21 protein-coding genes and 1 pseudogene are annotated in these 24,460 nt (G+C 70.5%); 16 read left to right on the forward strand and 6 right to left on the reverse strand.

The features are described from left to right. Nucleotide 1: 1 nt before the first annotated feature. Together J8G10_RS10645 and J8G10_RS10650 are read right to left on the reverse strand one after the other, a co-directional pair. Nucleotides 2–1,135, reverse strand: coding sequence for a HAMP domain-containing sensor histidine kinase (locus tag J8G10_RS10645; protein ID WP_251444277.1), 1,134 nt, complete (start codon nt 1,133–1,135; stop codon nt 2–4). Further along, the gene (locus J8G10_RS10650; RefSeq protein ID WP_251444279.1) at nt 1,128–1,850 is read right to left on the reverse strand and encodes a response regulator transcription factor; all 723 of its coding nucleotides are present in this window, start codon (nt 1,848–1,850) and stop codon (nt 1,128–1,130) included. The genes J8G10_RS10645 and J8G10_RS10650 overlap by 8 nt, the downstream gene beginning before the upstream one ends. A 256-nt stretch (nt 1,851–2,106) precedes the next feature. Here J8G10_RS10650 and J8G10_RS10655 point away from each other — a divergent pair, with 256 nt between their 5' ends. Further along, the gene (locus tag J8G10_RS10655) at nt 2,107–2,844 is read left to right on the forward strand and encodes a M15 family metallopeptidase (RefSeq protein ID WP_251444282.1); all 738 of its coding nucleotides are present in this window, start codon (nt 2,107–2,109) and stop codon (nt 2,842–2,844) included. 64 nt (nt 2,845–2,908) lie between these two features. On the opposite strand, the gene J8G10_RS10660 is transcribed toward J8G10_RS10655, so the two are convergent. Next, the gene (locus J8G10_RS10660) at nt 2,909–3,403 is read right to left on the reverse strand and encodes an SRPBCC domain-containing protein (RefSeq protein WP_251444284.1); all 495 of its coding nucleotides are present in this window, start codon (nt 3,401–3,403) and stop codon (nt 2,909–2,911) included. A 16-nt stretch (nt 3,404–3,419) separates the two neighbouring features. On the opposite strand from J8G10_RS10660, the gene J8G10_RS10665 reads away from it, so the two are divergent. Beyond that, entirely contained in the window at nt 3,420–3,743 is a 324-nt protein-coding gene (locus tag J8G10_RS10665; RefSeq protein ID WP_251444286.1) for a helix-turn-helix transcriptional regulator, read from the forward strand. A gap of 85 nt (nt 3,744–3,828) precedes the next feature. Here the strand turns inward: J8G10_RS10665 and J8G10_RS10670 are convergent, their stop codons facing one another. Continuing rightward, on the reverse strand, nt 3,829–5,853 hold the full coding sequence (locus J8G10_RS10670; protein WP_251444289.1) for a DUF5107 domain-containing protein: 2,025 nt from the start codon (nt 5,851–5,853) through the stop codon (nt 3,829–3,831). 143 nt (nt 5,854–5,996) lie between these two features. Between J8G10_RS10670 and J8G10_RS10675 the strand changes: the two genes are divergently transcribed. The 7 genes from J8G10_RS10675 (at nt 5,997) to J8G10_RS10705 (ending at nt 13,641) form a co-directional block, all read left to right on the forward strand. Beyond that, nucleotides 5,997–7,148, forward strand: coding sequence for a methyltransferase (locus tag J8G10_RS10675; RefSeq protein ID WP_251444291.1), 1,152 nt, complete (start codon nt 5,997–5,999; stop codon nt 7,146–7,148). Nucleotides 7,149–7,474: 326 nt separating this feature from the next. Then, nucleotides 7,475–8,797 (forward strand): glycine betaine/L-proline ABC transporter ATP-binding protein, encoded by a 1,323-nt coding sequence (locus tag J8G10_RS10680; RefSeq protein WP_251444293.1) that lies wholly within the window; start codon nt 7,475–7,477, stop codon nt 8,795–8,797. After that, nucleotides 8,794–9,741 carry a proline/glycine betaine ABC transporter permease gene (locus J8G10_RS10685; protein WP_251444306.1) on the forward strand — a complete coding sequence of 316 codons (948 nt, stop codon included), beginning with the start codon at nt 8,794–8,796 and terminating at the stop codon, nt 9,739–9,741. The genes J8G10_RS10680 and J8G10_RS10685 overlap by 4 nt, the downstream gene beginning before the upstream one ends. Then, nucleotides 9,734–10,663, forward strand: a complete 930-nt coding sequence (locus J8G10_RS10690) for a glycine betaine ABC transporter substrate-binding protein (RefSeq protein ID WP_251444309.1) — start codon at nt 9,734–9,736, stop codon at nt 10,661–10,663. The genes J8G10_RS10685 and J8G10_RS10690 overlap by 8 nt, the downstream gene beginning before the upstream one ends. 119 nt (nt 10,664–10,782) lie before the next feature. After that, a complete protein-coding gene (locus J8G10_RS10695; protein ID WP_251444312.1) occupies nt 10,783–11,271 on the forward strand; it encodes a hypothetical protein in 489 nt (162 codons plus the stop codon). Between the two features lie 107 nt (nt 11,272–11,378). Beyond that, entirely contained in the window at nt 11,379–11,987 is a 609-nt protein-coding gene (locus J8G10_RS10700; RefSeq protein ID WP_251444315.1) for a DUF305 domain-containing protein, read from the forward strand. 154 nt (nt 11,988–12,141) lie between these two features. After that, nucleotides 12,142–13,641: a lipase maturation factor family protein gene (locus J8G10_RS10705; protein WP_251444317.1), complete on the forward strand. Its 1,500-nt coding sequence runs from the start codon at nt 12,142–12,144 to the stop codon at nt 13,639–13,641. Here J8G10_RS10705 and J8G10_RS19400 read toward each other — a convergent pair. After that, nucleotides 13,638–13,793 (reverse strand): annotated as a pseudogene (locus J8G10_RS19400) (IS481 family transposase); the annotation flags it as partial. The gene J8G10_RS10705 and the pseudogene J8G10_RS19400 sit on opposite strands and share 4 nt — an antisense overlap. Nucleotides 13,794–13,932: 139 nt before the next feature. On the opposite strand from J8G10_RS19400, the gene J8G10_RS10715 reads away from it, so the two are divergent. The 7 genes from J8G10_RS10715 (at nt 13,933) to J8G10_RS10745 (ending at nt 22,784) form a co-directional block, all read left to right on the forward strand. Continuing rightward, nucleotides 13,933–14,457 (forward strand): hypothetical protein, encoded by a 525-nt coding sequence (locus tag J8G10_RS10715; RefSeq protein WP_251444319.1) that lies wholly within the window; start codon nt 13,933–13,935, stop codon nt 14,455–14,457. A 1,204-nt stretch (nt 14,458–15,661) separates the two neighbouring features. After that, nucleotides 15,662–16,918, forward strand: a complete 1,257-nt coding sequence (alr, locus tag J8G10_RS10720) for an alanine racemase (protein ID WP_251444321.1) — start codon at nt 15,662–15,664, stop codon at nt 16,916–16,918. After that, on the forward strand, nt 16,807–17,847 hold the full coding sequence (locus J8G10_RS10725) for a D-alanine--D-alanine ligase (RefSeq protein WP_251444323.1): 1,041 nt from the start codon (nt 16,807–16,809) through the stop codon (nt 17,845–17,847). Before alr ends, J8G10_RS10725 begins: the two co-directional genes overlap by 112 nt. After that, nucleotides 17,844–20,006: a CapA family protein gene (locus tag J8G10_RS19565; RefSeq protein WP_251444325.1), complete on the forward strand. Its 2,163-nt coding sequence runs from the start codon at nt 17,844–17,846 to the stop codon at nt 20,004–20,006. The genes J8G10_RS10725 and J8G10_RS19565 overlap by 4 nt, the downstream gene beginning before the upstream one ends. Before the next feature lie 139 nt (nt 20,007–20,145). Further along, the gene (locus J8G10_RS10735) at nt 20,146–21,495 is read left to right on the forward strand and encodes an MFS transporter (RefSeq protein WP_251444327.1); all 1,350 of its coding nucleotides are present in this window, start codon (nt 20,146–20,148) and stop codon (nt 21,493–21,495) included. A gap of 79 nt (nt 21,496–21,574) precedes the next feature. Continuing rightward, the gene (locus tag J8G10_RS10740) at nt 21,575–22,192 is read left to right on the forward strand and encodes a TetR/AcrR family transcriptional regulator (protein WP_251444328.1); all 618 of its coding nucleotides are present in this window, start codon (nt 21,575–21,577) and stop codon (nt 22,190–22,192) included. A gap of 10 nt (nt 22,193–22,202) precedes the next feature. After that, a complete protein-coding gene (locus tag J8G10_RS10745; RefSeq protein WP_251444330.1) occupies nt 22,203–22,784 on the forward strand; it encodes a TetR/AcrR family transcriptional regulator in 582 nt (193 codons plus the stop codon). 43 nt (nt 22,785–22,827) lie between these two features. Here J8G10_RS10745 and J8G10_RS10750 read toward each other — a convergent pair. Then, nucleotides 22,828–24,460, reverse strand: a 1,633-nt coding sequence (locus J8G10_RS10750; protein ID WP_251444332.1) for a glycoside hydrolase family 3 C-terminal domain-containing protein, incomplete at its 5' end; no start/stop codon positions are given.

Consider the following 24,460-nt stretch of genomic DNA (forward strand, 5'->3'; position numbering starts at 1 on the left):
CTCAGGCCAGCGGGAAGGTCGCCTCGACGCGCAGGCCGCCGTCGGGCCTGGCGGTCAGCGCGAGGGATCCGCCCAGCACCTCGACGATCGAGCCGGCGATCGCCAGCCCCAGACCGGATCCGCCGTGCGCGCCGTCGCGGGCGCGCCCGGCGCCGCGCTGGAACGGCTCGACCAGCGTCGCGACCACGGCAGGGTCGAGCCGGTCTCCGGTGTTCTCGACGACGAGCGCGCCCTGTCCGCCGAGACGGAGCGTGCGCACGGTGGCGGATCCGCCCGAGGGCAGGTTGTGCACGAGCGCGTTCTGCACCAGGTTCAGGGCGAGCTGATCGAGGAGCGCCGCATCCCCGCGGACGATGACCGGGTCGCCCGTCGCGTCGAGCCGCACCTCGCGTGAGGCGGCGACCTCGTGCAGCAGCTCGACGGCGCCCTCCGCGGCGAGCGAGAGATCGACCGGGACGCGCGCGGGCGGCCGCGCGTCGAGCCGGGCGAGCAGCAGCAGCGCCTCGGTCAGCGCGATGGCCCGCTCGTTCGCGGCACGGAGGCGCCCGAGCAGCTGCACGACATCCGGATCCGGATCCGCTTCGGCCACGTCGAGCACCGCCCGGGTGATCGCGAGCGGGGTGCGCAGCTCGTGCGACGCGTTCGCGGCGAACCGTCGTTCCCGCTGCACGTCGTGCTGGATGCGATCGAGCATGCCGTCGAAGACGTCGGCGAGGCGACGGAACTCGTCGTCCCGGCCCGGTAGGGCGATCCGCGCGTCCAGGTCGCCGTCGCCCACGGCCTGAACGGTCTCGGCCATGAGCGCGAGCGGGCGCAGCACGCGCCCCGCGAGGAGCCAGCCGCCGAGCACGCCGATCGCGATGAGTCCGAGCAGCGCCCACGTCGCCGGCGGCACGAACGCGCGGATGATGTCGCTGCGGTTCGGCGCCCAGCTCGTGCCGTCGATCGGGTCGGTGTTGTAGACGGTGCCGTCGGGCACGTAGCGCAGCAGCCAGAGCGCGACGACGCCGAGCAGCACGGCTCCGGTCACGGCGACGAGCGCCGCATAGCTGAGCGTCAGCCGCCATCGCACCGAGAGCCCGCCGGCGCGGGCCGGGCGGGGCGGGAGCGCGGAGCTCGACGGGGCCTCAGGCATTCCCGGCACGCTCCGGCAGCGTCGTATCCTCGGCCGTCGTCGCGTCGCGGGCGCCGTCGACGTCGATGCGGTAGCCGGCGCCCGGTACGGTGAGGATCACCCAGGGCTCGCCGAGCCGCTTGCGCAGCGCCGACACGGTGATCCGCACCGCGTTCGTGAACGGGTCGGCGTTCTCGTCCCAGGCGCGCTCGAGCAGCTCCTCGGCGCTGATGACCCCGCCACCCGCCTCGACGAGCACCTGCAGCACGGCGAACTGCTTGCGGGTGAGGGCGACGTAGCGCCCGTCGCGGTACACCTCGCGACGGAACGGGTCGAGCCGGATCCCCGCCAGTTCGTGCACGGGCGGTGTCGATCGCGGGGCGCGCCGAGCCAGCGCCCTGATCCGCAGGATCAGCTCGCGCATCTCGAACGGCTTGGTGAGGTAGTCGTCGGCGCCGAGCTCGAAGCCGCTCGCCTTGTCGTCGAGGCGATCGGCCGCCGTGAGCATGAGGATGGGCAGGCCGGATCCGGAGGCGACGATCGCCTGCGCGATGTCGTCGCCGCTGGGGCCCGGGATGTCCCGGTCCAGTACCGCGACGTCGTAGGAGTTGATGTCCAGCAGCTCCAGGGCGAGGTGCCCGTCGCCCGCGGTGTCCGCCGCGATCGCCGCGAGTCGCAGCCCATCGCGCACCGCTCCCGCCAGGGCGGGTTCGTCCTCCACGATCAGCACGCGCATGCGAGAAGCCTAGGCCGGGGATGCGGTCCGGAACCGTCGTGAGCGGTGCGCGGGAGCGCCGTTCGCATAGTGGGTCGCGCGGTGAAGGCGGTCAGCGCGCCGTGGCGCGGCGACGGACGATGACGCCGCGAGGCGAGGGCAGGCCACCGCGGAGGAGAGGAGAGGGACATAGTCGCACCCTACGCATCGGCGTGTATCGGGAGCGTATGCGAAAGCGCGTACGGTGCGGCAACGTCCGCGCCGATGGAGTGGGGGCATGGACACCACGACGAGACCGAATGAGACCCTGCGTCCCGGCGCCGCGCCGGACGGGATCCTGGATCCGGCCGCGCCGGTCGGCGCCCGCCCCGCCGCGCCCCGGCATGCCGCACGCCGCCCCCGGTTGTTCCGGTTCGTCGCCACGCTGCTGGTGCTGGCGGCGATCGTCGCCGGCATCGCCGCTGCGGTGGTCACCGCGGCGGTCGCGACGCGGCCCGACTATCCGAGCGGCACCGGTGAGGCGGGATCCGTCGTCGCGCGCAGCGGAGGACAGCCCACCGCCGACGACGGCTACATCGCCGACGGGGACTCGCTCGCCCTGTCCGACACGGCGGCCCCGGCCGTCGCGCGGCTGGACCCGGCTCTCCGCGAGGCGCTCGACCGCGCGCACGCGGCCGCCGCCGAGGACGGCCTGGATCTGCGCGTCGGCGGAGGCTGGCGGTCGAAGGCGTACCAGGCCTGGCTGCTGCGCGACGCGGTGCGCACCTACGGCTCGGCGGAGGAGGCCGCGCGCTGGGTCGGCACCCCCGAGACGTCGCAGCACGTGAAGGGGGAGGCGGTCGACATCTCGCCCTACGACGCCGCCGACTGGCTGAACCGCCACGGCGCGCAGTTCGGCCTGTGCCGCACCTATGACAACGAGGCCTGGCACTTCGAGCTCAGTCCCTCTGCGGTCGACGCGGGATGCCCGCCGATGTTCCGCGATCCGACGGAGGATCCGCGCATGCGGGGGTGAGGGGCTGCGGGACGGGCGGTCGCTCGCCGGGCACGCTGCCCCGCGCGCGGCGAGGGATCCAGGGCTACTTGTAGAAGCCCTCGCGCAGATTGATGCCGTGCTCGAGGAAGACCTTGAGCGCGGCCAGCATCCCCGTCCAGCCCTCGCAGTTGCCGAACGCGCTCTTGGCGCCGCCCGCGGTCGCCCGCCAGGTCGACTCCGTGATGGTGACCAGGGTGCGGGTGCCGCCGTCGATCGGGGCGAACTCGAAGACAGTGCGCGTGGTGCCGGTGTCGTTGCTGCCGGGGGCGGCGGCCCACTCGATCACGATGCGCTCGGGGGCCGTGGCCTCCACGACCTCGACCGGGAACCGGCCCGGGAAGTCGGCGAAGTCCCACGTCACCTCGACGCCGGGTTCGAGACGGCCCTGAGCGCCGCCGGTGGTGAAGTAGCGGGAGAGCTGCGCCGGGTCGGCGACGGCCTCGTAGACCTCGGCCGGCGGGCGGGAGACGCGACCGGAGACGGAGAAGGAGAGCTCTGTGAGCGGAGCCATGTCCGCAGCGATTTCGACGTGAGACATGTTGTAAGATTACAACATGTCTCACGGGGAGGGAACGGAGGACGACGATCTCGTCTTCAAGGCGCTCGCCGCCCCGGTACGCCGGCGCATGCTCGATGTGCTGCGCGAGCGGCCGTGCACCACCGGCGAGCTGTGTGCGCGGTTCTCCGAGCTCGACCGCACGACGGTGCTTCAGCATCTGCGCGTGCTGGAGCGGGCGGAGCTGGTGATGGGCCGACGTGAGGGTCGCGAACGACACCTCACCCTCGCGCCGCTGCCGATCAAGCGGATCCACGACCGCTGGATCGGCGCCTATGCGGCCGCCGCCGTGCAGCTGCTCGACGACCTCGATCACGGGTGAAGGGCGGCGGCCGGGGCCGCTGGCCGGGCCGGGCATCCCGGGACCTCGCTCCCGCAGTATCGTTCACGGCGAGCCGCGCCGGCGATCAGCCCTCCGCGCCCTCCGGTGCCATCTCGAAGTCATACCAGGACGGCACGGGGCGGCCGGGGAACGCCTCGTGCCACAGCGCCGACATGCTCAGCTCGCCCTCGCGGAGGTTCGGCACATCGAACTGCTCCTCGAGGATCCGGCCCGCGGTCTCCGTATCCCCGAGGGCGAGGGCGGCGCGGATCTCGACGACCTTGAAGCGCCCGAGGGCGCGCAGCTCGGCCGGCAGCGTCGTGAGGAGCGTGCTTGCTTCCTCGGCCCGCCCGTCGGCGAGCAGGGCCTCGGCGAGCTCGAGCGTCAGCGGTGCGAGGTCGGGCGCGAGGTCGCGCGCCTCGGCGAGCCGGTTGATGCCCTGCGCCTGCGCGGCGGTGCCGCCGTCCGACTGGCGCAGCGCCATCCCGAGCCCGCGCAGCGCCCAGGGGCTGCGCCGATGCCGCAGCGACGCCTCGTAGTGCGAGATCGCGGTGCCGTGCTCGTCGCGGGCGTGCGCGGCGACGGCGCGGTGGTAGTGGGTCAGCCAGGTGGAGGGCGCCTCGGCGAGCAGATGATCCCACTCGTCGCCCGTGACGTAGGACGCGGGGGCCTCCAGCGGGTCGGGCTCAACGATGCTCCCGTGGCCTCCCGATCCGTCGGGCGCCGTGCCACCGGCTTCGGCCCGCGCCGCAGAGGCGTCGAGCAGCGCGGCCCAGTACGCGCCCTCCTCGCCGTCGCGTACGAAGCGCACCCCGGCGGGGGCGGCGAAGGCGGAACCGCTGCGAGCGGCGAGCTCGTGCTCGAGCGCGCCCCACGGCGACCCGACCGAGAGCAGCGCGTCCGGTGCGATGTCGGCGGCGGCCTCGAGCCGCGCGACGCCGGCGGATCCGATGGCGTCGGCGGCGCGCAGCACCTGTCCGCCCACCTCGGCGACGGACTCGTCCCAGTCGCCGTCGAGGCGCGGATCCGAGAGCTGCAGCGGCAGGAACGTCTCGGTCCACTCCCAGGTCGCGCCGCCCGGCATCCGCAGGTGCTCGTACTGCGTGGCCGCGAGCCCGGCCTGGATCTCGAAGTAGGCGCCGGTCTCGCCGCCCAGCCAGTCGCACCAGCGTCGCCCGCCCGGGGTATCGCCCCAGACGAAGAGCTTGCGCCCGATGAGGGGCGCGGTCGACACGTGCGCGAGGCCGGAGCCGTCGCCGTCGACGGCGGCGATCCAGGGGCGCGTCGCAGGGGCGTCGCCGACCTCCGCCGTCGCCAGTCCCGGCGCGAGGTCGAAGAAGTAATCCGCCGCGGCGGGCGCGGTGGCGGGGAAGCGCGGGTCGGCCGCGTTCAGGTCGACCCGCCCGAGGGTGCCGTCGTAGCCCGTCATGTACGCGTGGGCCGCGGGGGCGAACACCCGGCTCTGCGCCGTCTGGGCGACGGCGATGTTGGTCCACCAGTACATCCCGGTCTCGCGATCGCGCGGGTTGCGCACCCGCACGCGCACGTGCAGGGCCGCGCCCTCGAGGGTCGCGTCGATCTGCAGGATCAGTCCGCGCACCCGCTCGTACTCCCACAGGCGCAGGATCGGCTCGCCGTCGGCACCGGTGATCTCGGCGGCGTAGAGCGGATCGGCGGTGAGCGGCCAGTGCCCGCGCATGCCGATGTTCCACTCGGCCCCGCCCGAGAACCAGGCGTCGCGCAGGGCCAGGTTGGCGGGCTGCAGCACGGCGTTGCGATACACCAGGTCGCGGCCGGTCGTCTTGTCGAGGAGGCGCACGAGGCGGCCGCCCAGGTCGAGGGCGAACTCGGCGCGCACCTGATCGTTCTCGAGCACCGCGACGCGCATCGGCGCCGGGGAGCGGTCGCGGTCGTAGCCGTCCTGGATCAGATAGGGGTGGATCGTGGAGACATGTCCGTACCGGATGTTCGCCGCCATCTCGGCGGGCAGCCCGTCGGTGGCGGCCTCGTAGGGCGCCTGGGGCATGGCGGCGATCGCGGGGAGGGGATTGGGGGATCCGACGGGGGCGGTGGGGAGGACGACCTGGGTGACGGTCAACGTTGCGCTCATCAGGATCCAGTATCCCCGTCGGGGCTGTGCGCGGGGAAGGAATCGGATCCGGATCGCTCCGCCCCTCCGAGTCGTCTCCCTGAGCACGACCTATTGACCGTGCTCAGGGAGACGACTCGGAGGGGCCCGCGTACGCTGGGCGGGTGCCCGAGTTCCCGTTTGCGCGCCTGCGCCGGTTCCCCGACGTCGAGGCGCCGAACCTCCAGGCCTGGGACGCGACGGATGAGCTGCTCGTCGCTGCGGCCCTGGCGGACGCCGCGCACCGAGGCATCGACGGATCCGCGGTCGCCGTGATCGGCGACGGGTACGGCGCGCTCACGCTCCCGCTCGTCGCGGCCGGGCTCGACGGCGTGCGCGTGCACCAGGATCCGGTCACCGGACGCCGCGCCCTCACCCGCAACGCCGATGCGCTCGGGCTGAGCGGGTACGCGCCGCACGAGCTCGACGCGGAGCTGCTGAACGGCGCGCGGCTGGTGCTCCTGCAGCTGCCCAAGGGGCTCGCCGAGCTCGAGGAGATCGCCGACGCGGTCGCGCGCTGGGCGGCGCCCGATGCGGTGCTGCTCGCCGGCGGCCGGGTGAAGCACATGACCCTGGCGCAGAACGAGGTGCTCGCACGGTTCTTCGCGCGGGTGCAGCCGCAGCGGGGCGAGCGCAAGTCGCGCCTGATCGTCGCGTCCGAGCCGCGTCCGGTGTCGCAGGATGCGCCGTTCCCGATGTCGACGACCCACCCCGAGTTCGGGCTCACCCTGTGCGCGCACGGCGGGGCGTTCGCCGCCGACCGAGTGGACATCGGCACCCGGGTGCTGCTCGACGTGATGCGCGACCGTACGGCGGAGCTCGTCGCCCTCGACCGCGGTGACGGTTTCACGGCCGTCGATCTCGGTTGCGGCACGGGCGCGCTCGCCGCGTCGCTGGCCCTCGCGATCCCCGGGGCGCGGGTCGTCGCGACCGACCGGTCGGCGGCCGCGGTGGGCTCGGCGCGCGCCACGATGGCGGCGAACGGCGTGGCCGATCGCGTGACCGTGACGCTCGACGACGCCGGATCCGGGATCCCGGACGGCTCCGTGGATCTCGTGCTGCTGAATCCGCCGTTCCACCTGGGTGCGAGTGTGCACGAGGGGGCCGGGCATCGCCTCATCGGCGCGGCCGCGCAGATGCTGCGTCCGGGCGGGGAGGTGTGGACCGTGTTCAACTCGCATCTCGACCATCGCCGGGCGCTGTCGGCGGCGGTCGGCGAGACCGTGCAGCTCGTCCGCACCCCGAAGTTCACGGTGACGAGGTCGGTCCGGCGCTGACCGCCCTGCGGCCGTGCCCGACGGGGCATCGACGGATCCGGACGCGACCCCCGCCCCTCGGTCCTCGGCCGCGGATTTGCCTCCGGATCAGGATGTCGTTACGTTGGAATGCGGGCCTTACGGCCCCAAGACCAGTCCGCGGCTGCGTCCTTCTTTCGATTCTGCTGTGCACGAAGAGGCGTGGGCGTACGGTCGATGATCTCTGTCGAGGATCCGAAATCCTCCTCCTGCGCCGCCGGCATGGCTCCCTTCGAAACGGCCCTGTGATCATCACCCGGGCGAGACCGATGCAGGCCTCCCCACCGGGGTGAGGCCGCGGGGGAAACGTGTCCGAAACCGCTCTGGAAGCGCGTCATCTGTTCAAGGTGTTCGGGAGGAACCCGAACCAGGCCATCCGCAGGCTGAAGGCCGGGGAGAGCCGATCCGAGGTCGCCGACGCCGGCACCGCCGCCGTCATCGACGCGAGCTTCACCGTCAACCGCGGTGAGATCTTCGTCATCATGGGACTGTCCGGATCCGGCAAGTCCACCATCATCCGCATGCTCAACGGGCTGCACGAGGCGACGGACGGCTCCGTCCTCGTCGCCGGCGACCCGATCACCGGCATCCCGGCCTCGCGGCTGCGCGAGATCCGCCGCGACCGCGTGTCGATGGTGTTCCAGCACTTCGCCCTGCTGCCGCACCGCACCGTGGCCGCGAACGTCGCGTACCCGCTCGAGCTCAAGGGCGTCGGCAAGGCCGAGCGTCTCGCCAAGGCCGCGGAGATCCTCACCCTCGTCGGCCTCGACGGGCAGGGGGAGAAGCTGCCGTCCGAGCTCTCCGGCGGCATGCAGCAGCGCGTCGGCATCGCCCGTGCGCTCGCCGCCGATACCGACATCCTGCTGATGGACGAGGCCTTCAGCGCACTGGATCCGCTCATCCGCCGCGAGATGCAGGAGCAGCTGCTCGAACTGCAGCAGAAGCTGCAGAAGACCATCGTGTTCATCACGCACGATCTGAACGAGGCGATGTTCCTCGGCGACCGGATCGCGGTGATGCGCGACGGCCGCATCGTGCAGATCGGCACGCCGGAGGACATCCTCACCGATCCCGCGAACAGCTACGTCGAGCAGTTCGTGCAGGACGTCGATCGCGCCCGCGTGCTCACCGCCGCGAACGTCATGGAGCGCCCGCGTCCGGTGGTCTCCGAGAACGCCGGACCGCGCACCGCGCTCAAGCAGATGCGCGATGCGTTCATGTCCGCGACCTACGTCGTCGGCCGCGATCGCAAGCTCGTCGGCATCGTCACCGACCGCGACGTCGTCAAGCTGATCCGTCGCGGCGAGAGCAGGATCACCTCGGTGCTCAAGCCCGCGGCCCAGGTGGTCGACGAGGACGAGATCCTGATGAACCTGTTCATCCCCGCCGTGGAGTCGCCGCTGCCGCTCGCCGTGGCAGACGCGGAGGGGCGCCTCGTCGGCGTCATCCCGCGCATCACCCTGCTCGCTGCCCTCGGCCCCGGTGCCGGCGCCACGGGCGAGATCAACCTGCCGGTGCTGCCGCTGCCGCAGGCGGAGGTCGACGCCGTGCTCGACGACGGGTGGACCGCCCCCGCCGCGGGAGCCTCGCCGACCACGCCGGACGCGCCGACCGAGGAGGTCACCCGATGAACGTCCTTCCCATCGGATCCTGGGTCGCCGTCGCGGTGGACTGGATCAAGGCCAACCTCGACGGCCTGCTGCACGTCGTCTCGACCGTCGTGTCGTTCCTCGTCGACGGTCTGAGCTTCCTGCTGCTGATGCCCTGGTTCTACGTCGTCATCATCGTCGCCGCGCTCATCGCCTGGCTGGTGCGCTCGTGGAAGCTGGCGATCGGCACCGTGCTCTCGTTCGGCGTGATCGTCGCGATGGGCCTGTGGGTCCCCGCGATGCAGACGCTCGCGCTCGTGCTCGTCGCGGGTCTCGTCACCGTGCTGATCGCGATCCCGCTGGGGATCTGGTCGGCGCGCAACGCCACCGTCCGTGCGGTGCTCAAGCCCGTGCTCGACTTCATGCAGACGATGCCCGCCTTCGTCTACCTGATCCCCGCGATCGTGTTCTTCAGCATCGGCGTGGTGCCGGGCTTCGTGGCCACGGTCATCTTCGCCCTGCCCCCGGGCGTGCGCTTCACCGAGCTCGGCATCCGCGGGGTGGACTCCGAGACGGTCGAGGCCGGGCAGTCGTTCGGCGCCACACCGGCCCAGATCCTGCGCGGGATCCAGCTGCCGCTGGCGATGCCGACGATCCTCGCCGGCGTCAACCAGGTCATCATGCTCGCGCTGTCGATGGCGGTCATCGCGGGCATGGCCGGGGCCGACGGTCTCGGCAAGCTCGTGGTCGAGGCGATCTCGACGGTCAACATCGCCAAGGGCGTCGAGGCCGGTCTCGGCGTCGTGCTGATCGCGGTCTTCCTCGACCGGGTCACCGCGTCGCTCGGGTCGCTCGGCGAGCACCCCGACTCGCTGCTCGGGATGCTGGCGCGTCGTCGCGCCGCGCGTCGCCTGGCCGCATCGACGGTCGTGGTCGACCAGAGCCCGGAAGCACCCGCCGAGGAGAAGGAGCTGCAGCATGCGTAAGAGCAGGATCACCACTCTCGCGGCGCTCGGCGTCGCGGCCGTGCTCGCCCTCGCCGGATGCGCGAGCGACGGCGCCGGCGGCACGCTGGAGATGGCGGGCAAGGCCCCGGCGAACGACGCGGGCAAGGGCGACAAGGGCACGATCACCATCGGGTTCCTGCCCAGCTGGACCGACGGACTGAGCACCGCGTATCTGCTGCAGGACCAGCTCGGCAAGCTCGGCTACGCCGTGAAGATGCAGACGCTCTCCGATGCCGGCCCGCTGTACGCGGGGCTGTCGCAGGGCGATGTGGACGTCTTCCCGTCGGCCTGGCCCGAGGTCACCCAGAAGGCGTACAGGGACAAGTACCAGGGCTCGATCGACGACCTCGGCACCTACTACGACAACGCCCGTCTCACGATCGCCGTGCCGACCTACACCGACATCGACTCGATCGATCAGCTCAAGGGCGCGGGATCCCGGTTCGACGGCAAGATCATCGGCATCGAGCCCGGGGCGGGCCTGACCGGTCAGACCCAGAAGATGATGCCCGAGTACGGCCTCGACGGCGAGTACCAGCTGGTCACGTCGTCGACCGCGGCGATGCTCACCGAACTGAAATCGGCGACCGACAAGAAGCAGGACATCGCGGTCACCCTGTGGCGTCCGTTCTGGGCCAACAGCGCGTTCCCCGTGAAGGACCTCAAGGATCCGAAGGGCGCGATGGGCAAGCCCGAGGGGCTGCACTTCCTCGGCGCGAAGGGCTTCGCTGAGAAGCACCCGGACGCGGCGAAGCTGATCGGGCAGATCACGCTCGACGACGCCCAGTACGGCTCGCTCGAGGACATGGTCGTGAACCAGTTCGGCGAGGGCAAGGAGACTCAGGCGATCGACGCCTGGATCCAGAAGTACGGCGGCCAGTTCGACTGGGTGCAGAAGTGAGCCGGCACTTTCGGGGTCGTTGAGCGAGGACGGGCGCGCAGCGGCCGACCGAGGCGAAACGCCGTCGCACAGTCCGGGATCCCATACCCACGGGAGTCGAGCGGGTATGCTCTACCCCCGTGGGGTATGGGATCCAGGACCGCGGCACGTCGCCGGCGTGGTCGCTGCGGATCCTGCTGATCGTCGCCGCCGTGATCGCCGGCCTGCTCGGCATGCACGTGCTCGCCGGTCACGGGGCGCCGATGGCGGCGGGGGAGACCTCCCCGCACCACGTGCCGATGGCCGGCGCCGTCCCCGTCGGACTCGCCGCAGACGAGGCGCAGCATCCGGCGGTCGCCGCGCCCGCGCAGCCGTCGTCCGGGAGCAGCGCCGCGTCCGCGGATCACCCCGCGCTCGCCGCCCCCGCGCACGGCTGCGCGGACTGCGCCGAGCACGCCGCGATGGCGTCATCGTGCGTGCTGGCCCCGGTCGCTCCCGCCGCGGTGCCGGGGCCTCCCGCGGAGGACCTCCGGCCTGCGCCCGCCGCGCCCGTCGTCGCCTCCGCGGCGAACGACCCGGCGGATCCGCGCCCTCCGAGCATCTCCGTGCTCTGCATCAGTCGCAGATGAGTCGACGCCGGTGCGCCCCCGTGATCCCTGATCCGGCGGATGCCCCCGAACGACTCCGCGCCCGCCGTCCGGCGAGGCGCGTCATCGACGACGAAAGCAGAGAGACCATGACCATCCGCACCCTCCCCCGCGCCCTCGCGATCGGCACCATCGCCCTCGCCGGGGTCGCCCTCACCGCCTGCGCTCCCTCGACCGATCACTCCGGGATGTCCGGGATGTCGCACGGCGCGACCGCTCCCGGGGCCGGGACGACCCAGGGATCCGCGAACGACGCCGACGCGATGTTCGCGACCATGATGATCGACCACCACCAGCAGGCGATCGACATGAGCGACATGCTCCTCGCCAAGACCGGCGTCGACGCCCGCGTCACCGATCTCGCCACCAGGATCAAGGCCGCGCAGGCTCCTGAGATCGCCACCATGCGGGGCTGGCTCGCCGACTGGGGAGTGCCGTCGGCGGCGCCCGGATCCATGGGCCACGGCGACGGCATGATGAGCGAGGCCGACATGGCGGCGCTCGAGGCGGCGCCGGGCGGCGAGGCCGGGAAGCTGTTCCTGCAGCAGATGATCGTGCACCACGAGGGCGCGGTCGCCATGGCCCGCAGCGAGACGGCGGACGGCCAGGACCCCCTCGCCCTCGCCCTCGCGGCCACGGTGATCACCGCGCAGACCGCGGAGATCGCCGAGATGAAGGAGCTCCTGGCGCAGCTCTGACGTCCGCCGCCGGGCCACTCTGCTCGCTGGTCGTGGTCTGCGTCGAATCCGGACGGATCGCCGCACGCCGCGACCGGCGAGCACCGCTGGCCCTGCGTGGTGGGCGGATATCGTCGTCCTGTCCGGATCCGCGGGCCGCGCGTAGCCTTCCGGTATGGACGGCTTCGCGGCGGTCGACTTCGGTTTCGCGCGGGAGGTGCTCCAGCGGGGCATCGCAGCGCTCTACCTCGTCGCGTTCGTCAGCACGCTGAACCAGTTCCGCGCGCTGCTCGGCGAGCACGGGCTGCTGCCCGCGCCCGAGCTGCTCGCCTGGGCGGGGAACTCCGCTCGCGCCCGACGGCTGCTGCGCCCGACCCTGTTCCTGCGCATCCGGTACACCGATCGGCGGCTCGTCGCACTGTGCGTCGCAGGGATCGTGCTGTCGGCGACGCTCGTGGTGGGCCTCCCGCAGCTGGCGCCGCCCTGGGTGCCGATGGCGTGCTTCCTGCTGCTGTGGCTCGGGTACATGTCGATCTCGTCGATAGGGCAGACCTTCTACGGCTTCGGCTGGGAGATGCTGCTGCTCGAGGCGGGGTTCCTCGCCGCGTTCCTCGGATCCGCCTCCGAGCCGCCGCCGACGGTCGTGATCGTGCTGTTCTGGTGGCTCGTGATCCGGCTCGAATTCGGCGCCGGCATGATCAAGATCCGCGGGGGGAGTGAGTGGCGCGACCTCACCGCGCTCATGTACCACCACGAGACCCAGCCCATGCCCGGCCCGCTCAGCCGGCAGGCGCACCTGTTGCCGCGGTGGTTCCACCGGCTCGAGGTGGTCGGCAACCACGTCGCCCAGCTTGCCGCCCCGTGGCTGCTGCTCGCGCCGATCCTCGGACTCTGGATCCCGGGCCCCGTCCCCGCGATCATCGGGGCCGCGGGCGCCGGCGTCGTGATCGCGACCCAGTTGTGGCTCGTGTCCACCGGCAACTTCGCGTGGCTGAACTGGGCGACGATCGTGCTCGCGTTCTCGGCCGTCGGGATCCCCTCGGGCTCCCCGCGCCATGCGGTCACCGCGCCGCCGTGGATCATCGGCGGGCAATGGCTGCCCTGGGTCGTCGTGACGACCGGCGTCGGAGCGCTGTACGTGTGGCTCTCGGCTCCCGCGGTGCGCAACCTGTTCTCGCGTCGGCAGGCGATGAACGCCTCGTTCAACCGCTGGCAGCTCGCGAACGCCTATGGCGCGTTCGGCACGGTCACCAAGGAGCGGATCGAGATCGTCGTCGAGGGCACGATGCTGCCCGACGCGGATCCGGATCCGGTCGGCGGGCAGTGGCGCGAGTACGGATTCAAGGGCAAGCCCGGGGATCTGCACCGGGTCCCTGCGCAGTTCGCGCCCTACCATCTGCGTCTGGACTGGCTGATGTGGTTCCTGCCGCTCGGGCGCCTGTACGAGGACTGGTTCGCGATGCTGCTGGTGCGACTGCTCGAGGCGGATCCGCCGACGCTCCGGTTGCTGCGGCACGATCCGTTCGACGGCGCGCGGCCCGCGCAGGTGCGCGCCGTCGCCTATCGCTACCGGTTCACCACCCGTGCCGAGCACCGCGAGAGCGGTCGGGTGTGGGTGCGCGACCGCCGCCGGGTCGTGGCGAGGCCGATGTCGCTGGGCGAGGACCAGGTGTGATGTTCAGGCAGGTTGTTGAGTCTGCTGATGGGTGGGGCTCCGATTGCGGAGTGGACCCTGTGGTGATTGCAGAAGTGCAGCCAGCTGGTTAGGGTCTGGCGGCGGTCGCTCTCGGAGGGGTAGAAGCGGGCGTATGCCCAGCCGTCGGCCAGGGGGCCGGTGGAGTGCTGGGCAGGCTGGCTCTATACTGCCGGCATATTCGCTCCTACTGCGGTCGCACTCCCATTTGTCTCGAATGGTGTCTCGGCGGTAGCCGGCACAGTGTGGATGGTGACATCAAGATGAGAGCTCTTGCAGATTCATGTGAAAGAAGGTGTGAAAATTCTTACGATGTTTGCATTCTTTGGAGCAATCTTGATCGCTTCAGGAATCGTGATGCTCACCTTTAGGCGTCGAGTACGGGAAAACCTCATCCAGGCAGGACTGGTTCGCGACGGCTCGCGGCTGCCGACTCTTTATGCGATCAGCATTGCAATGGGGCAAGTTCTTCTCGGAGCAATATTGCTAGCATATGCCTCGCTGAACACACATCGCGAGAGTGCCCATGTGGCGAGCATCGGCCCCGCAATTGTCGTTCGAACTGGAGCGATGTTTGTGCCGCTAGTGATTGCCTTGACAGTCGGCGCGGTATTGGGGGCGTGGGGAGGATGCACATTGATCGGAAGGGCTGGGAGGTCTCGCAAGGCTTGGTTCTCTGACAGCGATCATCCGATACAGGGGAAAGATGCGCGTCGAATAGTCTTCGGCACCGTTCTCTGTATATATAGCGTGATCTCGCTCATTTTTACCGTGCTACTTCTAGTGTGGCGTTTCTGAACTTGGTTGACGACTGGTTATCGAGAGGTCTGCCTCGACATCTTGGTTCAGACGAGTGGGTATTTGCGATCGTTTCAGCCGGTGCTGAAAAGACTCCCCTTGCACTCGCAACAACCGAATGGCCGAATGCCGCGGGATCCTCATCTGCCCGGCAAGCGACACCAGTTGGGAATGCTCGAACCAACACTTCTGGCAGGATCAGTTGTGGCATCTGATCACTAAGCTATGGATGGAAGTGATTCCCGTCCGGGGTGGTGCGGGCGGAGCTATTGCAGGGAAGGGCGCGGCTCGGCTCCTGGGAAGCCGTAACTGAATCGATGTCCTCGAGAGCTGCCGCGTATCAGAGCCAAATCTCCGGACGGGGACGGCGACATCGACACGATAGCGCTATATCACAGGTGTCGATATTGCACGGGGAGTGTGCGGTGGTGACCTGATTGCAATGCGTGGCTCGTTCGCGGAGGTCGCCATCGGCGATCTGCAACGGCTACAGAAACAGCTACCAATACGTACGTGAATCCAAATCGATCAGGGGCAATGTCGTGAGCGCGGCGATGACCCTGCCCCTGGATCATTCGCTCGCCCAAATATACGAATGTGCGCTTCGGGCACTTTGCCAGATTCGCCGATAATTACTCTAGCGTCAGTTTCGGCGGATTCCACCTGACCCGCACATAGGGGCGAGCGACTCTCACTCTCGCTCTCATGAGCACGAGGCATATGAGGGTCCACGAGCAGCTGCGTCGACGCATCGCGTCCGGTGGGTCGAAGTCCACGGGCTAAAAGTCCCGTCATCCCAGATCGCCTCAGTGAGATCCACATCGATGAGCTCCGCTCCACGGAGGTCTGCATGATTCGGATCGGCGCCGTACATCATGGCGTCCCGCAACATGCGGAGCGATGCGCGACGCGATCTCCGCAAGGCTGTGGAACGGAACAAGACCCGACGCGCCTCAGGCGATGCCTTTGTCGAGGCGTGAGACGGCAAGGCGAAGTGCGTCTGAGTCGTAGGTCCCGTACTCCCCCTATCGCATCCGCACGAGACGCGAGCTGTCGCTGGGCGAGGACTAACAGCGGGGCGCGTGCTCCGGCTCCCGGCGCCGACGGCACCGGAGGCACACGGCCGTCCGGGGGCGTGCGCATATCGTCCGCATATCGATAACCGCATACGCCCCGGCAACCCCGGCGTCGGTTGACTCGAACCATGCGATCGCCCGCTTCGGAACTCGTCGTCCACGAGGATGCGCTCCGCGACAACACCGCGCGCTTCCATGCCCTGACCGGTGGACGGCTGATGGCGGTCCTCAAGGCGGACGCGTTCGGGCACGGGGACATCGCCTCCTCGGTGCTCGAGTCGGGTGCGGGGTCGATCGGCGTGACCAGCATCGATGAGGCGCTCGCGCTGCGTCGAGCGGGCGTCGACGCTCCGATCCTGAGCTGGCTCAACACGCCCGACGCCGACGTCGAGTCGGCGCTGCGCGCGCGCATCGATCTCGCGGTCCCCCACCTCGAGCTGCTCTTCGCGATCGCCGGGGCAGCGCGTGCGATGGGGATCCGGGCCCGTCTTCATCTGCACATCGACGTCGGCACGGGCCGCGACGGCTGCCCGCCGCGCGAGTGGGCGACGCTGTGCGCCTTCGCACGCGCGCAGGAGGCCGCGGGAGCCCTGCGTGTGGTGGGCGTGATGGGACACCTGTCCTGTGCCGACGACCCGCGGAACGAGCAGAACGTGCGCGAGCGCCTGGTGTTCGAGAACGCGATCCGGACCGCACGTCGGCGCGGCCTGCGCCCGCATCTCCTGCACCTCGCCGCCACGGCCGCGACGCTCACCGGCACGGCGGCCGGGTACGACCTGCATCGCATCGGCGCCGGCCTCTTCGGCATCGATCCGTCCCGCACCACCGACGACCTGCGGCCCGCGCTGACGCTGACCTCGACGGTCGTGTCCTCCCGTGAGGCCCCGGCGGGCACCGGCGTCGGCTACGGCCACGACTTCGTCACCCCTTCCCGCACGTGTCTGGCGCTGCTGCCGCTCGGCTACGCCGACGGGCTCCCGCGCGCGGCCTCGGGGCGGGCGGAGGTGCTGGTGCGTGGCGAGCGACGACCGCTGGTGGGCAGGTTCTCGATGGACATGGTGGTCGTCGACACCGGCGACCTGCTGCTGCGGCCCGGCGAGCGCGTCACGGTCTTCGGTCCCGGCCGGGACGGGGAGCCGACCGTCGCCGAGTGGGCCGCCTGGGCGCGCACGATCGAGCACGAGATCGTGACCGGCGTCGGCGCCCGCGCCTCCCGCATCCGTCGCACCCTCGACGCATCCCCCCGTCCCACGTCCCCACCAGGAGAGCCACGATGCCTCAGCACACCCGCCACCGGATCGCCGTCATCGGAGGCGGCGCGAATGACGAGCACGCGGTCTCCCTCGCGTCCGCGGCCGGCGTCACGCGCGCTGTCCGCACGCTGAGGCACACCGCCGTCCCGCTCACCATCGACGAGGACGGCACCTGGCGGGACGAGCAGGACGTCGCGTTGCCCGCCCATTGCGCGGTCGAGCTCCTCACCGGCTGCGACGTCGCGTTCCCCGTGCTGCACGGAGCCCGCGGGGAAGACGGCTCGATCGCGGGGCTGCTCGAGCTGTGCGGAGTCCCCTTCGCGGGATCTCCGGTCCGGGCCGGCGCCCTGGGGATGGACAAGCACGCCACGAAGCTGCTCGCCGCGTCGCTCGGGATCGCGACGGCGAGCGCGCGTCTCATCGGATCCGGATCCGGATCCGGACCCGATGTGGTGACCGACGGCCTCACTCCGCCCTTCGTCGTGAAGCCCGCGAGCAGCGGATCCAGCAACGGGGTCTTCGTCGTCGCGGAACCCGATGGGGTCGTCGACGCCGTCGACCGAGCGAGAGCCTTCGGGGATCCGGTGCTGATCGAGGAGTACGTCACCGGCCGGGAGATCGACGTCGCCGTCTTCCGTGACCGGCGCGGAGGGCTGCGCGTCGGCGCCACGCTCGAGATCTCCGTAGCGCCCGGGGACGTGTTCGGGGCCACGGAGAAGTACGACGGCAGCGCGCGCTTCACGGTGCCCGCGCCGATCGGTGCCGCCGACGAGGCGGCCGTCCGCTCGGCGGCGACGCGGCTCTACGACGCGCTGGGGTGCGCCGGGGTCGCGCGCTTCGACTTCTTCCTCACCGCCGAAGGCCCGGTGCTCAACGAGGTGAACACGACACCGGGGATGACCGAGCTCTCCCAGGTGCCGCTGATGTACGCGGCGACGGGTCTCGACTACACCGGGTTGATCGCCGAGCTCCTGGATGCCGCACAACCGCCGGCTCAGGATGAGGAGCAGGAAACGGCGCGGCGCTCCACCGCGCCGAGCGAGTCAGGACCCGCCGCGTGACGGCTGTCGGGCCGGCGCCCCGAGCCCGGCTCGACTGGGCGGACACCGCCAAGGGACTGCTGATCGTCCTCGTCGTGTTCTGGCACGTCGTGATGAAGAGCTACCTCACGATCGACTGGAGGCTGGGGATCCCGATCCCCGGCGCCTGGGGGCTCATCGCCGACATCACCTACCCGGTGCGGATGCCCCTGTTCTTCCTCATCTCCGGCTGCTTCGCCGCGAACGCCGTGGCCCGGCCCTGGGCCGCGGTCTTCCGCAGCAGGGTCGTGCGCTTCCTGTATCTGTACCTCCTCTGGACGCTCATCCACATGGTGACGATGTGGGCGTTCCCCGACTTCCCGACCCTGATCCCGAGATCCGTCGCGGAGTTCGTCGAGGCGATCACGATCAGCCCGCCGAACGCCTGGTACCTCTACGCGCTCGCCCTCTACTTCCTCGTTGCGAAGGGACTGCGCCGCCTGCCGTCCTGGATCCCCCTGGCTGCCGCCGCGGTGCTCGCGGCAGTCGTGGGCGCGGGACTCGTCGACGTCGTGAGCAATCGCGGATCGCTGCTCGCCAACCTGCTCTTCTTCCTCATCGGCACGACCTTCTCGCGACGGATCATCGGTTTCGCCGCCCGCCGTCGCCCTCTGCTCGCGAGCGCGGGGGCGGTGCTCTACCTCGGCGCCTTCGCGGTGGTGCGGGCGACCGGCGTGGAGCATGTTCCCGGGGTGTGGCCGGCGCTCGCCCTCCTCGGCGTCGGGGCGGGGATCGCCTGGGCGCCGCTGCTGGCGAGGGTGCCCCGGCTCGGGCGCGGTCTGGCCTGGCTCGGCACGCGCACGCTGCAGATCTACGTGATCCACATGCCGGTGCTCGCGCTCGCCGATGCCCTCGTGGCGCAGCCGGTGTCGGACGCGGGACGGCCGGTGCAGCTGGCCGCAGCCGTGCTGCTGCCCGTCGTCCTCACGGCCGCGGTCATCGCCGTCAGCGTCGGGATCGGCGCGCTGATCACGCGCGACAGGCTGTCGTGGCTGTTCGATCTGCCCAGGCGTCGCCCCTCCGCGAGAAGCGGCTCGGGGCACCGCGTCGCGGAGTCGCCGTCCCGTCGCCTCCCGTGGCGCACACCCGTCGCGGTGCTGGGGCTCGTGGCCGTCGGCATCGCCGCGACCGGGGCGGCCGCGCTGCCCGCCCCTGCGTCCACGACCCCGTACCGGCCCGCGCAGCACGCCGGCGAGGTGAGCATCGGCGCGACCGGGGACATCCTGCTCTACGACGCGAGTCGTTCGGTGCCCTCCGACGGCGGGGCCGGCCATCTCGACCGGGTGCGCCCCTGGTTCACCGAGGACATCGTGACGGGCAACCTCGAACAGGCGATCTCGCCCGACACGGGGTACGACAAGTGCGGGAAGGATCCGGACTGCCTCGCCTTCCGCAGCGATCCCGCCTCGGTCGCCGGCCTCCGCGGCTTCGACATCCTCAACCTCGCGAACAACCACAGCCGTGATTTCGGACAGGCCGGCTACGACGACACCCGGGCGACTCTCGCCGCCGCGGGGATCAGCGCCGTGGGGGGTCGCGACGAGATCGTCCTCTCGCGGATCGGAGAGGTCACCGTGGCGATGATCGGCTTCGCGCCCTACGAGGACTTCACTCGCGTCACCGACCTCCGGCACGTGCGTTCGGTCGTCCGCGCGGCTGCGGCGCGGGCCGACATCGTGATCGTGCAGGCGCACATGGGGGCGGAGGGGCCGAACGCCGACGTGGTCACCCCGGGCAGGGAGTCCATGTACGGCGAGGATCGCGGGGATCCGGTCGCCTTCGCCCACGCGGCGGTCGACGCCGGGGCCGACCTCGTCCTCGGGCACGGCCCTCATGTGCTCCGGGGGATGGAGTGGTACCACGGCCGCCTCATCGCCTACAGCCTCGGCAACTTCGGCGGCGGAGGCGTGTTCGGCAAGGATCCGGCGACGCGTTACGGCGCGTACCTCTCGATCCGGATGCGTGCGGACGGGACCGTGGTCGCCGGTCAGGTGCGGTCGGTCCGGTTCGACCATGCGGACGGCATCCCGCTGCCCGATCCCGCGGGAGGGGCCGCGCAGCTCATGGACCGGCGCGGACGCCGGGACTTCGGGGCGAACGCGGTGACGGTCGGTGCGGACGGCGTGATCACCATGCCGTGAGACCCGGCGACCTCGTGCGGCGGAAATCTTCTTGCGGCGGAAACCTGAAGCGTATAGGTTTTCACGCACGAGGGACGGAGCTCCCTGGCGGCGCAGTGTGGCGTCCGCTCTCCTCCTCGACCGGCCAAAGGAGGCAGGTATGAGTTCTGTCAGCGGATCCGCTGCGGGCAATCCATCCGGGATGACCGCGGCGAGCAGGACGTTGGGCTCGCATGAGCACCACTGGTTTCAGGAGCCGACGGAGCCCGCGAAGAAGAGTTTCGTCTTCTGGCTGATCGTCGCCCAGTTCATCTTCTTCGTGGCCCTGCTGGGCCCGGCGATCGTCGGGATCGGGCTGAAGATCCTCGATCTCCAGCACATCGGCGCCGTGGAGAACACGGGCGCCGGCCTGAACTCCGCCCAGGCGATCCTCGGCGGCGTGGGAGCCCTCTTCGCGACGCTCGCCAACGTCATCTTCGGCCGTGTCTCCGATCGCACGACCAGCCGATGGGGCCGACGCCGGATCTGGATCGTGCTCGGCACGATCATCATGACGATCGGCTTCGTCTTCATGGCGACCGGCACGAGCCTCCTCATCGCGACCGTCGGCTGGGCGATCGCGCAGCTCGGCGCCAACATGACCCTCGCGCCGTTCGTCGCGACTCTCGCCGATCAGGTGCCGAAGTTCCAGCGAGGAAAGATCACGGCGGCGCTCGGCATCGCGCAGAACGCCGGCATCGTGGGCGGCGTCTACGTCGCCGGCTGGTTCTCCTTCAACCTCTTCATCGTCTTCGTCATCCCGTCCATCCTCGCGATCGGGGCGATGATCGTCTTCGCCTTCGTGCTGCCGGACAAGGTGCTCCCGGTGCGTCCTCCGCGGATGAGCTTCGGGGAGATCCTGCAGACCATCTGGGTCAGCCCGGTGAAGGAGCCCGACTTCGCGCTGGCATGGTGGTCGCGGTTCCTCATCACGTTCGCGTCCTTCGGCTTCACCGCGTTCCGCTTCGGGTATCTGATCAACCACCTCAAGGTCCCGGAACAGGAGATCGGGCTCCTGATCGCGAACACCACCCTGGTGTACACGGGGGCGCTGGTGGTCACCGCCTGGCTCGCGGGCATGCTCTCCGACAAGATCGGCAAGCGCAAGGTCTTCGTCTGGGTGGCGACGGCGCTCTTCGCGGTCGGCACCTTCGCGTTGATCTTCGTCCAGGACATCCCGTCCTACTACATCCTCGAGCTGTTCCTCGGGGCGGCGTACGGCATCTACGTCGGGGTCGACCTCGCCCTCGTGATCGACGTCCTCCCGAACCCGGACGACTCCGGCAAGGACCTCGGCGTGCTCAACATCGCGAACGCGCTGCCGCAGACCCTCGCGCCGATGATCGGAGGCTTCGTGCTGCTGGGCACGGGCGGGGCCAACGGATCGAATTACACCGTGTGGTTCACACTCTGCGCGGTCGCAGGACTCATAGGCGCGGTCGTCATCTTCCCGATCAAGAAGGTGAAGTAGCGCGACGACAGGGACGAGGGACATCGATGTCCCTCGGCCCTGTCGTCGTCGGCGACCGGGACGAGGCAAGGGGGAGGCCATGACCGAGCAGACGCGGGCGCGCGGTTCGTACGCGAAGGGAGTGCTGCGACGTTCCGAGATCCTGGATGCCGCGCTGGAGGTGATCTCCGAGTGCGGCGGCCGCGGTGCGCTGATCGGCGACATCGCCCGCCGGGTCGGACTGACCCAGGCGGGGCTCATGCACCACTTCCGCTCCCGCGACGAGCTGTTCTGCGCGATCATCCAGGCCCGTGACGAGCACGACGAGGAGCTGTTCGCGCGCGCACCGGTCGGCATCGCGGGATTCATCGCCGTGATCGAGCACAACCAGCAGGTGCCGGGGCTCGTGCAGCTGTTCGCGGAGTACTCCGCCGAGGTCGCGGGAGATCCTCGGCACCCCTCGCGCGCGTTCTTCCGGCAGCGGTATGCCGCTCTGCGGGAGGCGCTGACCGGCGACGTGCGGATCGCCCAGGAGTCCGGGGAGATGGGATCGGCGGCGTGCGCCCCCGACATCGCCGAACAGATGATCGTGGCGGCCGACGGCCTGCAGGTGCAGTGGCTGCTGGACAGGGAGGTCGACATGGCTGGTCGTCTTCGGCAGCTGTGGCGCGCACTCTGCGCGGCGTCCTTCGACGAGGACCGGGGCGCGAACACGTAGTCTGGCATGCGTGAAGCGGGGCCCGTATGCCAAGGGGGCGGCGAAGCGCGAGGAGATCCTCTCCGTCGCGCTCGAAGTGGTGGCGGTGAAGGGATGCCGGAAGGCGTCGAACCGTGAGATCGCCGAGCGCGTCGGTCTCACCCAGGCCGGGCTCATGCATCACTTCGCCTCGCGCGAGGAGCTGTATCAAGAGGTGCTGCGCGCGCGGGACATCCGCGACCACGAGATGTTCTTCGCGCCGGATCCGACCATCGAGGGCTTCTTCGCCGTCATCGCGCACAACGCTGAAGTGCCCGGGCTGGTGAGGCTGTATGTCGAGTTCTCCGCCGAGGCGAGCATCCCCGAGCATCCCGCGCACGCTTTCTTCCTCGAGCGGTACGCGTGGCTGCGCGACGGGCTCTCCGGGGTCATCCATCGCGCCCAGGACTCTGGGACGATCGGCCCCGCGGTCGATGTCTCGGCCGCGGTCGACCTGCTGGTGGCGGCCGCCGACGGCCTGCAGCTGCAGTGGCTCAACGACCACGCGGTCGACATGGTGGCCCGCCTGCGCCGCCTCTGGGAGGGCATCGTCGCGGTCTCGCACGCCGCCTGATCGGCGTTCCCCGCACCGGCGCCGTGCGTCGCCGGATCGCGCGTCACTGCACGGCGAAACGGGCGCGCTGTGCCCAGACGTCGCGACTGGAGCGGGCGATCCGCAGCTCGAACTCGCCGGGTTCGACCACGCGCCGGCCCGTGGCGTCGACGATCGTGAGGTCGGCGACCGGGATCTCGATGCGGATCCGCCGCGCCTCGCCGGGCTCGAGGTCGATCTGGCGGAAGGCCTTCAGTTCCTGATCCGTCCAGCTGGCGGAGGTGATCAGGTCGCTCACGTACACCTGCACGGTCTCGCGCACCGGCCGGGTGCCGACGTTGCGCAGCGTGATCTCCGCGCCGAGCATGCCGTCGCGTGCGAGCTCCTCGGCGTCGAGCACGAGATCCTCGTACTCGACCCAGGTGTACGACAGGCCCTCGCCGAACACGAACGGGGGATCCTGCGTGAGGTCGGCGTACCGGTCGCCGTGTTGTCCGCGGATCTGGTTGTAGTAGGTCGGCTGCTGACCGGCGTGCGCGGCGAACGAGATCGGCAGCCGGCCCTGCGGCTCGATGAGTCCGAGGAGCAGCTCGGCCACGGCACGGCCGCCCTGCATGCCGGGGTTCGCCGCCCAGACGATCGCCTCCGCGTTCCGCGCCGACGGCGGCAGCACGAGCGGCTTCGACGCCATCAGCACCACGACCATCGGCGTCCCGGTCGCGGCCACCGCGTCGAGGAGGGCGTTCTGGGCGCCGATGAGCTCGAGGGTCGCGGTGGAGCGGCCCTCGCCGACGAGTTCGATCCGGTCGCCCACGACGACCACGGCGACGTCCGCGCGCGTCGCATCCGTCACGGCGTCGCCGAGGAGGCGCTCGTCGACGGCGGCGGGTGACACCACCGGCGGGCGGGGCTGCCCGTCGGGGAAGGCGGCGCCGGCCGGGTCGGGAGCGAGCGTGAGGATGTCGGCGCCGCGCGCGTGCGTGACGCTCCAGTTCTCCGGGGCGTGCCGGCGGATCCCGTCGAGCACGGTCGTGATCATCTCGCGGGGTTGCCCGTCGATCCAGTCCGCCTGTCCGGATCCGCCCGCCCAGTCGCCGAGCTGCGTCTGCGCGTCGTCCGCGAGCGGGCCCAGCACGGCGATCCGTCGCGGGGCGGGGTCTCCGCCGGACGCACGGCCCGTCCGATCCGCTGCGAACCCGCCGGCGAGCGGCAGCAGCTCGCCCTCGTTGCGCAGCAGCACGAGGGAGCGGCGGGCGATGTCGAGGTTCAGTTCGGCGTGGGCGGGGGATCCGACGATCGCGGGCAGCTGTTCGGAGGGGAGTCGGGGGTTCTCGAAGAGGCCGAGGTCGAACTTGAGGGTGAGGATGCGGGTCACGGCGGTATCGAACGCGTCCGGCGACAGCATCCCCCGCTCCACGGCCTCCAATGCCCCTTCGTAGAAGTGCGGGGTCGTCATCACCATGTCGTTGCCCGCGGTGACCGCCGCGGCCGCGGCGTGGGCGTAGTCGGGTTGCACCTTCTGCTCCCACACCATCCGGCCCACGTTGTCCCAGTCCGTGATCAACGTGCCCGTATACCCCCACTCGCCACGCAGCACGTCCGACAGCAGCCAGTCGTTCACCGTGATCGGGACCCCGTCCGTGCTCTGATACCCGAGCATGAACGTGCGACACCCCTCCCGCGCGACCCGCTCGAAC

The organism is Microbacterium sp. USTB-Y (assembly GCF_023703415.1).
Lineage (GTDB): Bacteria > Actinomycetota > Actinomycetes > Actinomycetales > Microbacteriaceae > Microbacterium.

Bases quoted from the DNA above. Each gene is read 5' to 3' on its own strand.
- J8G10_RS10645 (WP_251444277.1), bottom strand. From the start codon at position 1,135: ATGCCTGAGGCCCCGTCGAGCTCCGCGCTCCCGCCCCGCCCGGCCCGC.
- J8G10_RS10650 (WP_251444279.1), bottom strand. From the start codon at position 1,850: ATGCGCGTGCTGATCGTGGAGGACGAACCCGCCCTGGCGGGAGCGGTG.
- J8G10_RS10655 (WP_251444282.1), top strand. From the start codon at position 2,107: ATGGACACCACGACGAGACCGAATGAGACCCTGCGTCCCGGCGCCGCG.
- J8G10_RS10660 (WP_251444284.1), bottom strand. From the start codon at position 3,403: ATGTCTCACGTCGAAATCGCTGCGGACATGGCTCCGCTCACAGAGCTC.
- J8G10_RS10665 (WP_251444286.1), top strand. From the start codon at position 3,420: ATGTCTCACGGGGAGGGAACGGAGGACGACGATCTCGTCTTCAAGGCG.
- J8G10_RS10670 (WP_251444289.1), bottom strand. From the start codon at position 5,853: ATGAGCGCAACGTTGACCGTCACCCAGGTCGTCCTCCCCACCGCCCCC.
- J8G10_RS10685 (WP_251444306.1), top strand. From the start codon at position 8,794: ATGAACGTCCTTCCCATCGGATCCTGGGTCGCCGTCGCGGTGGACTGG.
- J8G10_RS10690 (WP_251444309.1), top strand. From the start codon at position 9,734: ATGCGTAAGAGCAGGATCACCACTCTCGCGGCGCTCGGCGTCGCGGCC.
- J8G10_RS10700 (WP_251444315.1), top strand. From the start codon at position 11,379: ATGACCATCCGCACCCTCCCCCGCGCCCTCGCGATCGGCACCATCGCC.
- J8G10_RS10705 (WP_251444317.1), top strand. From the start codon at position 12,142: ATGGACGGCTTCGCGGCGGTCGACTTCGGTTTCGCGCGGGAGGTGCTC.
- alr (WP_251444321.1), top strand. From the start codon at position 15,662: ATGCGATCGCCCGCTTCGGAACTCGTCGTCCACGAGGATGCGCTCCGC.
- J8G10_RS10725 (WP_251444323.1), top strand. From the start codon at position 16,807: ATGCCTCAGCACACCCGCCACCGGATCGCCGTCATCGGAGGCGGCGCG.
- J8G10_RS10735 (WP_251444327.1), top strand. From the start codon at position 20,146: ATGAGTTCTGTCAGCGGATCCGCTGCGGGCAATCCATCCGGGATGACC.
- J8G10_RS10740 (WP_251444328.1), top strand. From the start codon at position 21,575: ATGACCGAGCAGACGCGGGCGCGCGGTTCGTACGCGAAGGGAGTGCTG.